This window comes from uncultured Treponema sp. (assembly GCF_945873775.1).
Taxonomy (GTDB): domain Bacteria; phylum Spirochaetota; class Spirochaetia; order Treponematales; family Treponemataceae; genus Treponema_D.
Genome location: NZ_CAMCEC010000005.1, coordinates 41,165 through 55,371, shown reverse-complemented (window position 1 = coordinate 55,371; position 14,207 = coordinate 41,165). Strand labels below are relative to the sequence as shown.

The following is a 14,207-nucleotide window of genomic DNA, read 5'->3' as shown; positions in this document are numbered from 1 at the left end:
ATGATTTGAATAATTCCGCGGTGAATTTAAAGAGGTTTGTTTTTACAAGTCCCTACGTTGGCATTATCCAAATCAGGTTGCGGGTCAAGGAACACATCCTACTCTCAGCAAGCTTTGCGCAAGCTCCCCGTGCATTAGCTATTATAAAAAAATTGCAGATAATTTCAATATGTTTTGCTGTCATTATCGGACTTGACCCTATAATCGTCAGGCACGGTAATGACAGTTTATTAAAAAAATTGAATTTCTTTTGTAAAAAGTTGACATTCGCAAATGAACTGAATCATAATATAAAATATGCGTTAATTTACTGGAGGTATTTTATGAAGAAATTTATTTTTCCTGCTTTATTTGCGTTTTTATTTGTGTTCGCTTCGTGCATGAATATGTCCGGCTCTTCTGGTGAAGGCGGCTCGGTGCGTGTTGTTTTGCCGGGAAGTGCGCGCTATTCTTTTAGTCAGGACAAGGCAGATAAATTTGTTGTAACTATAAGTTTGGGCTCTAAACTTGTTGACACAAAAACTGGGTTTTCGGGGGGGGTAATAGAATTTGACGAACTTAATCCCGGAGACTATACAATAGAAGCTAAAGCCTTTGATTCGAATGAAGGCGATCTTGTTGTTGGCTGGGGAACCTCTAGCGTAACAGTAAATGCTGGAGAGAGCACGGACTGCGCATTGGCTTTGGCTCTTACAAAATGTATTTCTACATTTGATTCCGTTCCTTCTAGTTCTAAATATAAATATCTTGCAGTTGCTTCTTCTGCTGACATGGTAAAACTTGGTGAATGGATAAAGTCCGGAAGCGACTTGGAAGGAATTACGATTACGCTTGCGGATGACGTTGATTTGGCAGATTATGCGGACGACTGGCAACCGATTGGATTTATAAAATCAACTGAAGACAGTGATGCGGACAGTAATAATATGCCATTTAGGGGAACATTCAACGGAAACGGAAAAACAATTTCGTACGAAATAAAAAAACGAGAAGATGGACTTGACAGCCAAGTGTTTGGTTTGTTTTTTGATAATTACGGAACAATTGAAAATCTTGTTGTTAATCAGACTTATTCAGGAGATCTTAGCAACCGTATGCTGAGCCGTGGAGGAATGATTTGTGCATATAACTATGGAAATATAAAAAACTGTATTGTAATGTCAGATATTGCCATAGGTACAAGAAGTGACACTGCCGGAATATGTAAAGTTAATACTGAAAGCGGAAAAGTAGTAAACTGTTTTGTAACCGGCAATATAGAAAATCAATTGGATGCTTACTGGCGTGGTTCATATCAGAAAACGGGTGGAATCTGTGCAATAAACTATGGAACTGTAGAAAATGTTGTAAGTGCTGTGAATATAAAAACAAAAAGTCTTATAGATAATAAGGAACGATTAAATAATATTGCTGCTGCAATCGCTGCAAGAACAGATGGCTATTTAACTAATTGCTACTGGCTTAAAGACAGCATAAATCAAGATGGAAATTTAAAAAATCATATTGCCTATACAAATTATGGTGATTATACTGAAGAAAACTGTATTCCAGACCCGTCAAAAATCACAGGCTGCGGCTGGTTTGACACAAACAGTCCGTCCGCTTCTGTTACTGCCGGAACTACGTCAGAATGTAAGAGCGCGCAGACACTTGCATACAGCGGCACTCTGATTCAAATGCTGAACGCTTATGTTTCCGCAAGTTCTGATTCCGGACTCAAGAGATGGACGGCAGGCGCAGATGGTTCTCTTTCATTGGATTTTTAGCCTTTGAAATTGCCGTGTCAAGCACTGTAATGACAGGAAGCACGTGATACTCCAAGCAAGCCAGAGTATGACAGGTAAAATAAACTTGTCATATTCTGGCAAAAAAATGTCATCTTCGGGCTTGCCCCGGAGAACTTTGGCTGTTGATTCCTCTTTCTTTTCTATATAGACTGTCTGCATGATAAAAGAAGTTTCCATTGTGATTCAGCCTGAAAAAGAAAAGGATGAAAATTTCATACAAAAAGAAATCTGCCTTGCATTAAAAAAACAAGGAATCAGCTTTGAAGAAAAAGACATTTCAACTGTATTTGTAAAAAAATCGATTGACGCGCGCCATAGAAATATAAAGCTTTTCTTGCGCTATAAAGTTTACATCGGGGAAAATCCTTCTGATGAATTTGCTTTGCCTGAATGGAAAACTGCGGATGGAAAAAGAACTGTTGCTATAATCGGTTCTGGACCTGCAGGACTCTTTGGAGCGCTGAAACTTTTGGAGCATGGAGTTAGGCCTGTCGTAATTGAGCGTGGCAGCGAAACTTCAAAGCGTAAACGCGACATTGCCATGATAAGCACAACTGGAATTGTCGATGAAAATTCAAATTACTGTTTTGGTGAAGGAGGAGCTGGAACTTTCAGCGATGGAAAACTTTACACACGCAGCAACAAGCGCGGAAACATAAATGGCATTTTAAAAATCTTTGAGCATTTCGGGGCGGACAAAAAAATTCTTACGGACGCTCATCCTCATATCGGCACAGACAAACTTCCGGCAATTGTAAACAACATTCGGAATTTTATTTTGCAACAGGGCGGCGAATTTCTTTTTGATACTGAATGTGTTGATTTCATTTTGGAAAAATCCGGCAGTGAAAAAATTGTAAAAGGCGTTGTTGTAAAAAATCATGGCGAAATAAAAAGTATTTTTGCGGATGCTGTTCTTTTGGCAACAGGGCATTCAGCTGACAGTATTTATACTTTGCTTGCAAAAAATTCCCCGGAATCTCTTGAAGCAAAAACTTTTGCAATGGGTGTTCGTGTTGAGCATCCAAGAACTTTGATTGACTTAATTCAGTTTCATGGAGAAAAAAAACAGGAACTAGGAGCTGCAGAATACAGACTTACTTCGCAAATTGACGGGCGTGGTGTTTACAGTTTTTGTATGTGCCCGGGAGGTTTTGTTGTTCCAAGCAGCACCGGTCCATCTGAAATTGTCGTGAATGGAATGTCTGCCGCAGGACGCAATAGCAAGTGGAGCAATTCAGCGATTGTTGTAGAAACTCGCCCGGAAGATATTCCTAATGAATTTGTTGAAAAAGCAAAGTCAATTGGAACTGAAAAAATTGCGGGGCTTCTTTTTAGAAAATTTATTGAGCAGAAAACTTTTGAAAATGGAATAGGACAAAAAGCTCCGGCTCAACGTCTTGTGGATTTTCTGAATCGCAAGTCAAGTGAAAGCCTTCCGCCTGCAAGCTATGCTCCCGGAGTTGTCGCAAGCCGTTTGGATGAATGGCTTCCCGCTCAAATTTCAAATCGCCTTGAAAAAGCTTTTGTGGAATTCAACAAGTCAATGAAAGGCTTTGTCTGCGATGACGCGCTTTTGATTGCTTCGGAAACACGCACAAGCACTCCTGTAAGAATTCTTCGTGGCAAGGAAAGTTTTGAATGCATTGGTTTGAGGAATCTTTTTCCGGCTGGAGAAGGAAGCGGATATTCCGGCGGCATTGTAAGTTCTGCAATGGACGGTGAAAATGCCTGTGAAAGGATTGCACTGCAATGGAGCAAATAGTTTTAGCGGGTGCTTCTTTTGTTTTTGGCTTGGACGAAATAAGAGATGCATTTTTGAGTATTGGAATTGAATCTTCTTTTGCGGAAGTTCCCTATATGCTCAAGTATCAAAAAATTTCAGAAAAAGAAAAAATAGAATTTACTGAAAAAATTTCAGAAAATAAAATTGTTGTTCCGCTGTCTGAATATTGGATTTCTGAATGTATAAAAAGTAATAATTGCAGGATTTCAAAAAACGCATTGCTGGCTTCGCGCTCGAAAAAAAAACTTTATAGTTTGCTGAGCATTTTTAAAGTTCCAAAAATTTTTGATTCGATTCAGCAGGCAAAAAATTTTGTCAATCAAACTGGAAAAAATATTATTGTAAAACCCGATGGACTTTTTTCTGGCTACGGAATAAAAATTGCAAGCAAAGAAAATATTGATGAAGTTGAAAAATTTATTTTTAATGCTCGCAATGTGAATAACCGTGCGTTAAAGCTTTTTGAAATTGAAAACAACAATGCGCTTGTTACAGAATATATTTTTGGCAAAGAATACAGCGCGGATATTTTTTATTTTAAAGGAAAAATTTCTTTAGTCCGGCTTTGTAAAAAAGAAATTGTTTTTATTCATGAAACGCCGTGCACTGCGGTTTATCAGCTTTTAAATCCTAATGAAAAAATAAAATCAGTTCTTGAAAAATGGTGCAATACTTTATTTGAAAAAGAAAATATTTCGTTTGGTCAGTTTGATTTTATTGAAGATTGCGAAGACGATTTTGTTCCAATTGATTTTGCGCCTAGAGTTGGCGGCGGAATTGAAGAGCTTTTAAAGTGCTGTAAAAAAAATGTCTACGCAGATGCTGTTCTGAATGTTTTTAATCAAAATGAAAATAATGTTTTTTCTTCAGATGAAAATTATCTTTCTCAGTTCAATTATCTTCCTACAAAAAGCGGAAAAATTTTCAATGACGACTATAAGCTTCTTTCTGGAAAAAAAATCATTTACAAGCACAAGGGAGACTTTGTTCCAGAATGTCCTTCAAGTTCTGCAAGCAGAATCGCAGTTGTAATTGCAAATCATAAGTCTCCTGTTGAAAAAGAAATTTTAGATTCACTTTTAATTGGCAGTGAACATATTGAATTTTGGAAAAAGTAATTTGAAAACTAGTCCTGAATGTCGAGTTTTGACAAAACTGTCATTTGACGGTCATTTCAGTGCTGACAAGTTTGTCATTGCCGTGCTTGACACGGCAATCTATTGAAGAATTTCAGCGGATTATCAATCGAGTTTCTTTCAGAAACATCGCAGGGTCGAGCCCGATAATGACATTAAGTTATAAAACTAGAAATTAAAGGTATTAAAAATTTTTCTTTCCAATGCCAAATTGGTTTTGCAAGTGCGTTGCTGAAAGGCTGTGTTCTGTTAAAGTCAGGAAGCCAGCTTGTGTCGTCGCTTAAATCTTGATAGAACAAATATTCAAAGTCGTAGACTTCAATAATGTCGCGCAAAGTTTCATCTTCGTCTTTGTTAATCAAGCGGTTTTCAAAAGTGCTAAGCGAATTTTCTCTCCAGCTTTTTTCAGTTTCAGTTTTTGATTTAAAAGGAACTGGCGTGTATTGCGACATGAGTGAAATGCAGCTTTTTCCATCCGCATTTTTTTTAAGCCATTCAAGCGCAAGAATTGTGTCATCGATTTTTCCAGGCAATGCAAGATGTCTTATTATAACGCCGCGTTTTATTTTTTCTTTCTTTTCTCCGTTTTTAGAAACTTCTTCTATTTCAAGCGGAAAATTTTTTATCATCCAGCTTATGCTTTTTTTTGCGACAAGCGGATAGTCTTCTGCCATAAAAAGTTTTTTGCTTGCTTTGCTGCTGATTGTTTTAAAATCCGGAAGCCATATATCGACAAGATTTTTTAAAAGCTCAAGACTTTCAATTGATTCGTAAGCACTGGAATTCCATGCAATAGGAATTTTAAGTCCTGAATTTTTTGCAACCTTTAAGAACTGCGCGATTTTTGGGATGTGATGGCTTCCTGTAACTAAATTTATATTTTCAGCTCCCAGTTCTTGAAGCTTGATGCAGATTTCTACAAATTCCTTTTCATCTACATTTGCGCCCATTCCTTGTTGGCTTATCTGGTAATTTTGGCAGAATGAGCATTTTAAAGTGCAGCCTGTAAAAAATATTGTTCCGCTTCCGCCAAAAACTGTAATGAGCGGTTCTTCTCCAAAATGCAATCCTGCAGAAGCAACTTTTACATTTTCTGTTTCTCCGCAGAATCCTGTTTTTCCGTTTGTTCTGTCTGACTTGCATTTTCTTGGGCACTGAATGCAACTCTGGTAAAAATTCTTTTCCATTGATTACATTGCCTGCTTGTCTAAAAAAATCATCATCAAGCTGTTTAAAGTTTCAATTGGAATTTCTTCCGCCTCGCAATTTGTAATTTGGCAAAGTTCTTTCCAGTCTTCGTTGCTCAAAGCTTCCGTTGAAGAAACGTCATTTTCTATGAGCGCCTGCATTGCTCCAAGAATTTTTATGTGCTCGTCAGTTGGCTCGTTTTCTGGCTGAGTTGAATTTAAAATATATTTGTTCATCCAGTAATCAGAAAAAGCATCTGCAAGCGACTTTAAATTTTTATTTGAGTTTGAAAATAAATTCTGAATTTGAATGCAAACTTTTTTTCCGTCATAAACCGGATTTTCTGAACGGTAATGTTTTTTGATTTTTTGAACATCTGAAAAAAATTTTTGAATGTTATCCATGAAGTAAATATACATTTAATTTGTAAAAAATAAAATAGCAGTTTTTCATTGCGCTCGATTTGTGATATAATGTTTTTTATGGAAAATAATAAATTTAATTTTTGTCCTGATTGCGGCTCAAAAAAAGTCCAAACACTTTTGAACGGAAGACAATGGTTCTGTCCTGATTGCGGACTTGAGCTTTTTAACAACGTTGCTTCTGCGGTTGGTGTGATTCTTGAAAATGAAAAATATGAAATTCTTTTTGAACGCCGGGCAAAAGAACCTAGAAAAAATTTTCTTGCGTTTCCCGGAGGATTTTGCGAGCCTGACGAAGAGCCTGAAAAAAGCGTAATGCGTGAATGTTCCGAGGAAATTGGAGTTGTGCCGGAAAACATAAAATTTGTCGGGGCGTTTCCAAATACTTATGTTTATAAAAAAATAATTTATAAAACCTGCGACTTGTTTTATTCTGCGTCTTTGCCTTCTGATTTTGAATTTAAAACTCAGCAGAGCGAAGTCATTTCACTTGAATGGGTAAAAGCTGAATCTTTGGCGGATATAGAAAAAATTCCATTGGCATTCGAGTCTGCAAAAAAAGCTCTTTTAAAATATCTGGAGATAAAAAATGCGCGCTAGTTTTTTTGTTTGCATTGCAGGAATTATAATTTATCTTTGCGTTTTGTTTTTTTACTGCATGAAAATTTCAGCGAAAAAAAATGCAATGAAAAAAGAAGGCAAAGAAATTTCCAAAGCCAGTGCATCGTTTGTAAGCAGCTTGCTTCTTTGCGCTCTTGTTGAACTTCTTCCGATTTTGATTCCGCTAAAAACTTATGTGATTGTAATTGTATGTTTGTGCGGAATTTTGGGCTCTTATCTTGTTCTAAAAGAACGTTTTGAAAAATTGTAAATTCCACTAGACAAGAATCTTTTTTCTTGCTATAGTATTTTCACGTTATGGCGTCATACCCAAGTGGTAAGGGACTGGTCTGCAAAACCACTATGCATCGGTTCGATTCCGATTGACGCCTTTCGCAATTGAAGATGTCTTTTTTAAGGCATCTTTTTTTTGCGCTTACGGATTTTACAAGCAAAGCTGGAATCCGATTTTATATATTGCTGCCTTCGGGCGGCATTTTTTTATAAAATTGCATTTTTTGTCTGTTTAAGCTAAAATATTTTTTCAATGAAATTAAAAGTTGTAGCGTTTTTTTTCTGTTCAGCAATTTTTTCAGTTGCCTTTGCTGATTCTGCAAAAATAGATTTTTGGAGCGATATTCCGCCAGAACCTCTTTCTCAAAAGCTTGTTGAATCCATGAGCGATGAAGAACTTCTTGCGCAGATTTTAATGTTTGGCTGGGCTGGGGCAGAGCCGAGCGACTTGCTGAATTCCTGGGTGACGCAACGTGGACTTGGCAGTGTAAAAGTTTTCGGTTGGAATACTGACAACATTCAGAAAGTTGCAAAGTCAGTGCGCATTCTTCAGCAGGAGGCGGCAAGCAGGCCTTTAAAGATTCCTCTGTTTGTTGCTACTGACCAGGAAGGCGGCTGGATTCGCCATGTAAAAGGTGAAACTTCTGATACCCCGGGGAATCTTGCGATTGGAGCTTCTGGTTATCCTCTTGACGCTTATTATTCCGGCTTTTATATAAACCGTGAAATCCGTGCGCTTGGAATTAATATGAATTTTGCTCCTACTGTGGATTTGTATACGAATTTGAATTCAAGTGTAATTGGTCCGCGGTCGTTTGGCTCTGATCCTGTTTATTCTGGAATTTTGGGTGAAGCTTTTGCGGCTGGCTCTATGGACGCTGGTGTTATTCCGACTGCAAAGCATTTTCCCGGACATGGCGACACAAGCCTTGACAGCCACGGAAGACTTCCGCAGATTGAAATTGATGCGCGGACTTTGGTGAACCGTGAGCTTGTTCCGTTTGAATATTTGATAAAGGCAAAAATTCCGGCAATCATGAGCGGGCATCTTTCGTTTCCGCAGATTGAAAGCGACGGAACTCCTGCAAGCCTTTCAAAAAAATTTCTTACTGATATTTTGCGCCGCCAGATGAATTACGATGGCCTTATAATTACTGATGACATGATGATGAACGGCGCGACTTTATTTGCTGGCTCTTTTCATCGTGCTGTAATGATGGCGATTGAGGCTGGAAACGACATTATAATTTCTTCCACGACTGCCGGACTTTATGACAATATGTGGACACGCAATCTTGAGCGGATGAGAACAAATTCAGAATTTAAAGAACGTGTAAAAGATGCTGCCCGCCGTGTTGTTTTTGCCAAGCTGAATTATTTTAAAAGTGAAAATCATGCGCCTCTTTATCCTGATGAGAATTCAATTTTTGAGCACATTCCAGATAAAGACGGACAGAAATTTTTTCTTGAGCAAGCCTGCCGTTCTGTGAGTGTTTACAAGCAAGGTTCAGCTTTTCCGTTAAAGCCTGCGGAAGGCGAACGCATTTTAATAGCAGGACCTTTTCTTTCGCTTTATAGTGAAGGGCGGAAGCGTTATCCAAATGTTTCAACTTTTCATTTTAGCTATGAATTGAAAAACGACAACAGCAATTTTGACATTTGGAACGCGGCTTCGTTAGTTTCCGTTGCGGACAGCTATGACACAATCATTATCTGCGTTTATGACAAGCACACGGCCAACATTGCGAAACGTTTGCGGTATATGGACAAGCGCGTTGTTGTTTTTTCTATTATGTCGCCGGTTTTTGTTCTTGATGATTTTGACTGGGCGGACACGATTCTTTGCGGGTACAGCTATTCAAGCTACTCGTTTGCGGCTTTGTTTGGGGCATTGAGCGGAGAATTTGTTCCACAGGGAATTATTCCTTTAAAGCACTAAAAGAATCCGCCTAATGATAAAAAATCTTCAGACGGATTTCTTGCTGCTATTCTATGAATTTTAGAATTTCTTCTTTTGGCTGATAGCCGACGCTTGTTTTTACTGCTTTGCCATTTTTGAAAAGCACAAGCATCGGAATGCTTACGACTCCGAATTGTGTTGCAAGCGCAGGCTCTTCATCAACATTCACTTTTCCGACTTTTAAAGTTTCTGATTTTTCCGCCGCAATTTCTTCAATTACAGGAGACAGCATTTTGCAAGGTCCGCACCAAGTTGCCCAAAAGTCAACAAGGACAGGTTTGTTTGAGTTTAAAACTTCTTCTTTGAAATTTGATTCTGTGATTTTTACTTCCATAATTTCCTCCAAAATTATTTTTGTTTATAATAAAGCATGCAATGGCAAAAACCTTCAAATTCAGGATCTTTTATTTGGTCTCTGAATTCTTTGCACATACATTTTGTGTCTGGAGTTTTTTCAACTCTGCACGGACAGTATCCGCCTTTTTGCTTTAAGCCTTCTTTTACAGTTTGCGCAATTTCAGAATTTGGATTTTCAGTTATTTTCATTTTTCCTCCAAACAAAAGCAAGTCGTTATAAAAATCTTTTGCAATTTTTTCTGTCATAATAAAAGATACAAAATGTTTTTGCATAAGACAAGTTGACAAAAAATAATCAGAATCAATTTTTCTGTGGAAAGAGTTTCTTCCATTTAGATTTAAAATTTGGTATACTTGGCGCATTTAGAAAATTGAAAATTCAGGTTTTTGAGTTTTTATTTTGCGCTGAAAAATTTTGCTTTTAAAAACTTTCCGCTTGAAAAAATAGAGGAACTATGGCTTTTTATGATTCATTCGATGTAGCAGTTTGTGGCGGAGGTCATGCCGGAATTGAAGCTTCCCTTGCTTGCGCTAGAATGGGGCTAAAGACAATTTTAATTACGCAGTCGATTGACTCAATTGGAAGAATGAGCTGCAATCCTTCAATCGGCGGAATTGCAAAAGGAAATATAGTCCGGGAAATTGATGCTCTTGGCGGAGAAATGGGAAAGATGATTGACCGCTCGATGATTCAGTTCAGGATGCTGAACAAAAGCCGCGGTCCTGCAGTTCAAGCTCCTCGTTCCCAAGCCGACAAAATTGTTTATTCATCTCTTGCTCGCCATGTTGTGGAAACTACAGAAAATCTTTCAACTTTGATGGACACAGTTGTTGACGTTTTGACGGTTGCTTCGGATGTGCCGCTGCCAAAAGACAGTTCTGGTTCTTTGAAAGCTGGTTCGATTCCTGGGGAAAAACGCTCGGACTCTTCATATACTTTTGCCACACAAGCGTGCCGCAGCGGAATGAGACAGAAAATTATTGGTGTTGTTACGGAGCGTGGAAGAATTATTCCTTGCCGTGCCGCAGTTCTTACAACGGGAACTTTTTTGGGCGGAAGAATTTTTATCGGCGAATATGATGCTCCGTGCGGACGTTTGGGAGAGACCGGCGCATTTGGTTTGACGGAAAGTTTGAGCCGCCTTGGATTTACAACAGGCAGACTGAAAACCGGAACGCCTCCGCGTATTTTAAAGCACACAGTTGATTTTTCAGAGTTTGAACTTCAGGAAGGAGACTCGGAAATTGTTCCGTTTAGCTTTGATGATGAAAAAATTGAACGCCCGATTGTGCCTTGCCATTTGGTTTACACAAATGAAGAAACTCATAAAATAATCAGAGAAAATATAAACCGCTCGCCTTTGTATTCTGGAAAAATCAGCGGAGTTGGTCCTCGTTATTGTCCGAGCATCGAAGACAAGGTTATGCGTTTTTCGGAGCGGAACAGGCATCAGCTTTTTGTTGAGCCGGAAGGACTTGAAACTGACGAAATTTATTTGAACGGATTAAGCTCCAGTTTGCCAGAAGAAGTTCAGGATGCTTTTTTGAGAACTATGTCTGGATTTGAAAATTGTATCGTAAGCCGTCCGGGGTACGCAGTTGAATACGACTATGTTGAGCCGACTCAGCTTTTTCCTTCTCTTGAAACAAAACGTGTTGCTGGTCTTTTTAATGCTGGTCAGATTAATGGAACTTCTGGTTATGAAGAAGCGGCGGGGCAGGGACTTGTTGCCGGAATAAATGCCGCGCTTTATGCAAGAGAGCATAAAAAATTGTGCGGACCGATTTGCGCTTCCGACTCAACATTTGGTTCTTCTCCTGCAAGTTCTGAGCCTGGAAAATTTATGCCCAAGCCAGTTTTCAATTCTGACGAGTTGAAAAATTTTGCTGAAATTTCCGCGCGGGAAACAGAAGCCTTGTCTAAAAAATTGAGGGAAACTCAAAAGGAATTTGGCTTTGATTCTTTTGAAAAAATTCCGTCTTATGAGCCGCTTGTTCTTGGCCGCGATGAAGCATACATTGGCGTTCTTATTGACGACCTTGTTACGCTTGGAACAAAAGAGCCGTACAGAATGTTCACTGCCCGCGCTGAATACAGGCTGAAACTTAGGCATGACACTGCTGACAGACGTCTGCGGAAAAAAGGATTTGATGCAGGACTTATTTCAAAATCGCAGTTTGAGCAGATGAATTTGAAATATCAAAAAGTTGATGAAGCTCTTGAATTTTTGAGCAAGCATCCAGATGCTGAAAATCCGGGTGCTTTCAATAATCTTGAATGGACTTTGGCACAAGAAGATTTTAAGTACCGCTATTATATTGAAAAGCAGGATTCCAGAGTTGCAAAAATGCACCGCATGGAAAACGCAAGAATTCCAGCTGATTTTGATTATTCAAAAATTGTCGCATTGTCTTCTGAAAGCCGTGCAAAACTTGAAAAAGTCCGGCCGCTAACTTTGGGACAGGCCTCAAGAATAAGTGGAATCAGAAACAGCGACATAATGCTTTTAATGGTTTATCTTCGCTAATGGAAAAAGTTGACTGGAACAAAATTGCTTTTTTTTCTGCTCTCTGCTTTTTTCTTTCCGCTGTGGAATATGCAGTTCCAAAGCCTCTGCCTTTTTTTAAAATTGGATTTGCAAATCTTCCGATTTTGATAAGTCTTTCAGTGTTAAAAAAAAAAGAAACTTTGCTTCTTGTTTTCTTAAAAATTTTTTTGCAGGCAGTTGTAAGCGGAACTTTATTTTCTTACGTTTTTATTTTTTCTTTTGCAGGCTCTGTCGCTTCTGGTCTTTCCATGATGCTTGCGTATTTTATTTTTAGGAGCAAAATTTCTTTCATTGGTGTTTCGATTTGCGGCGGGCTTGCAAATAATGTTGCGCAGATTTTTTTAGCTGGCATTTTTATATTTGGCTCAAATGTGAAATTTATTGCGCCTCCAATGCTTAGCGTTTCATTTTGCACTTCGCTAGCTTTGGGAATTTTTGCAGAAAAATTTTGCAGAAAATCAGTTTGGTTTAATGAGCTTGCCATTGGAATTCCTTCAAAAATGGATTCAGAATTTTCAAAAAATAAAAAGATAAATTTTTTTAACATTGCTCTTTCTGCAATCGGTTTTTCTGTTTTGGCTTTTAGAAATTCAGTTCTTGAAATTTATTTTATTGTTGTGCTTTTTGCCTTTTTAGTTTTTATAAAAAAAAGAGTTTTGAAAATTTTACCGTCTGTGCTTTTGATTTTTTTTGTTGTATTTTTTTCTTTGTTTTCTCCGCATGGAAAAATTTTATTTTCTTTTGGAAAATTAAATATAACTTTGGGAGCTTTGAATTTGGGACTTGTAAAAGCTGGCCGGCTTTGCGGCTTTGTTTTTGTGTCGCAATTTTTAATTTCAAAAAATATTTTCTTCAATGGCAGGGTAGGAAGATTTTTTTCTAATGTTATGTCTTATTTTTCAAAATTGACAGAAACAAAGTTTCGGCTGACAAAAGAAAATTTTATTTTTCAAATTGACAGCCGGCTTTGCAAAGTTTGGCGCAATGAAATTTAAAGTCTGAATATTTCTGAGTGAGTTAATATTTCATTGCCAGTTTCCGTTATCAAAATGTCGTTTTCAAGACGAGTTCCGCCAAGCGTTTTGTCATAAAGTCCTGGCTCAAGAGTTATTATGTTTCCGGCTTTAAAGACATCATTTTCACTTGCCCTCATGCTTACAAACGGTTCTTCGTGAATTTCAAGGCCAGTTCCGTGTCCAAGTCCATGCGGCATAACTCTATTTATCTTTGCGAAAATTTCATCGGCCTTTTTTACTGCACACGAAATTTTTTCTTTTGGCATGTAAAGTTTTTTGCATTCATCTGCGGCTTCTTGCACAGAATTTAAAAGCTGTTCCTGTTCTTTTGAAAGCGGTCCTTTTGCAATTGTGATTGTGCAGTCGCTCGCATAGCCTTCATAGCAAACTCCGTAGTCCAAAATTGACAATCCTTGTGTTCCCCAGTTGCCTTGCGTGTAGCCCGGAAAAGCATGGATTGCAAAACTTCGTTCTGGTCCTGCTGCAAGCGTGTCAAAACTTGTGCGTTCTGCGCCTTTTATTCTTAGCTCACGTTCTGCAAAAAGCGCAACGTCAGTTTCTGTTTTTATTTTTCCTTGGCGCAAATTTTCTACAATGATTTTTGTCATTTCATCTGTGATTGAAGCGGCTTTTTTTGTGCAGGCAATTTCATATTTGTCTTTTACAGCGCGAAGTGATTTTACAAAGTCGTGCGCAGAATTTTCTTCAGCGCAGATTTTAAAGCTTCCAAGTTTTTCTGAATATTTTTTAAACTGAATATATGGGGTTTCTGGAGAAATGCAGATTTTTGATTTTTTTTCGGAAATGGCTGAAGTCAAAATTTCTTCCGCGGCATTTATATAGCTTCTTTTAAATTTTTCAGAAGGGATTATTTCGTCAGCAAATGCTTTGTCCTTTGCTAGATTTTCGTCCCATGGAATTAAAAATGATTTTCCGTTGTCTAAAATAATTAAAGATGCGTCGCTTGGATGTCCGCAAAGATAACGCACGGCAACATCTCTTCTTTGTTCTGAATCCTCAAAAATTGCCACCTTGATGTTGTTTTGCTTTAAATACTCGCTGACTTTTTTTCGTCTGTCTTCATAAATTTGCTTTAAATTAAATTCCATTTT

13 protein-coding genes, 1 tRNA gene and 1 riboswitch are annotated in these 14,207 nt (G+C 38.0%); of the genes, 9 read left to right on the top strand and 5 right to left on the bottom strand.

The genetic code is table 11. From position 1 onward, the window contains the following. Nucleotides 1-30: 30 nt before the first annotated feature. Nucleotides 31-140, bottom strand: a riboswitch (TPP riboswitch). Nucleotides 141-323: 183 nt separating this feature from the next. The 3 genes from Q0N70_RS03955 to Q0N70_RS03945 all read left to right on the top strand — a co-directional run bounded on the left by Q0N70_RS03955 (nt 324) and on the right by Q0N70_RS03945 (nt 4,691). Beyond that, nucleotides 324-1,766, top strand: coding sequence for a hypothetical protein (locus Q0N70_RS03955; RefSeq protein WP_273354502.1), 1,443 nt, complete (start codon nt 324-326; stop codon nt 1,764-1,766). 178 nt (nt 1,767-1,944) lie between these two features. Further along, nucleotides 1,945-3,552: an NAD(P)/FAD-dependent oxidoreductase gene (locus tag Q0N70_RS03950; RefSeq protein WP_277078568.1), complete on the top strand. Its 1,608-nt coding sequence runs from the start codon at nt 1,945-1,947 to the stop codon at nt 3,550-3,552. Next, on the top strand, nt 3,540-4,691 hold the full coding sequence (locus tag Q0N70_RS03945; RefSeq protein WP_294014071.1) for an ATP-grasp domain-containing protein: 1,152 nt from the start codon (nt 3,540-3,542) through the stop codon (nt 4,689-4,691). Before Q0N70_RS03950 ends, Q0N70_RS03945 begins: the two co-directional genes overlap by 13 nt. A gap of 173 nt (nt 4,692-4,864) precedes the next feature. Here Q0N70_RS03945 and Q0N70_RS03940 read toward each other — a convergent pair whose 3' ends face one another. Next, a complete protein-coding gene (locus Q0N70_RS03940) occupies nt 4,865-5,896 on the bottom strand; it encodes a radical SAM protein (protein WP_294014069.1) in 1,032 nt (343 codons plus the stop codon). Nucleotides 5,897-5,899: 3 nt separating this feature from the next. Beyond that, nucleotides 5,900-6,301 carry a hypothetical protein gene (locus Q0N70_RS03935; protein ID WP_294014067.1) on the bottom strand — a complete coding sequence of 134 codons (402 nt, stop codon included), beginning with the start codon at nt 6,299-6,301 and terminating at the stop codon, nt 5,900-5,902. A gap of 78 nt (nt 6,302-6,379) precedes the next feature. Here Q0N70_RS03935 and Q0N70_RS03930 point away from each other — a divergent pair, with 78 nt between their 5' ends. The 4 genes from Q0N70_RS03930 to Q0N70_RS03915 all read left to right on the top strand — a co-directional run bounded on the left by Q0N70_RS03930 (nt 6,380) and on the right by Q0N70_RS03915 (nt 9,152). Then, nucleotides 6,380-6,919 carry an NUDIX domain-containing protein gene (locus Q0N70_RS03930; protein WP_294014065.1) on the top strand — a complete coding sequence of 180 codons (540 nt, stop codon included), beginning with the start codon at nt 6,380-6,382 and terminating at the stop codon, nt 6,917-6,919. Continuing rightward, a complete protein-coding gene (locus Q0N70_RS03925) occupies nt 6,909-7,190 on the top strand; it encodes a hypothetical protein (RefSeq protein ID WP_294014063.1) in 282 nt (93 codons plus the stop codon). The genes Q0N70_RS03930 and Q0N70_RS03925 overlap by 11 nt, the downstream gene beginning before the upstream one ends. A 49-nt stretch (nt 7,191-7,239) precedes the next feature. Beyond that, nucleotides 7,240-7,311 (top strand) — tRNA-Cys (locus Q0N70_RS03920). Between the two features lie 155 nt (nt 7,312-7,466). Then, entirely contained in the window at nt 7,467-9,152 is a 1,686-nt protein-coding gene (locus Q0N70_RS03915; RefSeq protein WP_294014061.1) for a glycoside hydrolase family 3 protein, read from the top strand. Between the two features lie 46 nt (nt 9,153-9,198). Here the strand turns inward: Q0N70_RS03915 and trxA are convergent, their stop codons facing one another. Further along, nucleotides 9,199-9,507, bottom strand: a complete 309-nt coding sequence (trxA, locus tag Q0N70_RS03910; protein WP_294014059.1) for a thioredoxin — start codon at nt 9,505-9,507, stop codon at nt 9,199-9,201. 14 nt (nt 9,508-9,521) lie between these two features. Continuing rightward, on the bottom strand, nt 9,522-9,776 hold the full coding sequence (locus Q0N70_RS03905) for a ferredoxin-thioredoxin reductase catalytic domain-containing protein (RefSeq protein WP_294014057.1): 255 nt from the start codon (nt 9,774-9,776) through the stop codon (nt 9,522-9,524). A gap of 209 nt (nt 9,777-9,985) precedes the next feature. Here Q0N70_RS03905 and Q0N70_RS03900 point away from each other — a divergent pair, with 209 nt between their 5' ends. Beyond that, entirely contained in the window at nt 9,986-12,058 is a 2,073-nt protein-coding gene (locus Q0N70_RS03900) for an FAD-dependent oxidoreductase (protein ID WP_294014055.1), read from the top strand. Continuing rightward, a complete protein-coding gene (locus Q0N70_RS03895; protein ID WP_294014052.1) occupies nt 12,058-13,074 on the top strand; it encodes a Gx transporter family protein in 1,017 nt (338 codons plus the stop codon). Before Q0N70_RS03900 ends, Q0N70_RS03895 begins: the two co-directional genes overlap by 1 nt. Here the strand turns inward: Q0N70_RS03895 and Q0N70_RS03890 are convergent. Next, nucleotides 13,071-14,204 carry a Xaa-Pro peptidase family protein gene (locus Q0N70_RS03890; RefSeq protein ID WP_294014050.1) on the bottom strand — a complete coding sequence of 378 codons (1,134 nt, stop codon included), beginning with the start codon at nt 14,202-14,204 and terminating at the stop codon, nt 13,071-13,073. The two genes, Q0N70_RS03895 and Q0N70_RS03890, sit on opposite strands and share 4 nt — an antisense overlap. Nucleotides 14,205-14,207: the final 3 nt, after the last annotated feature.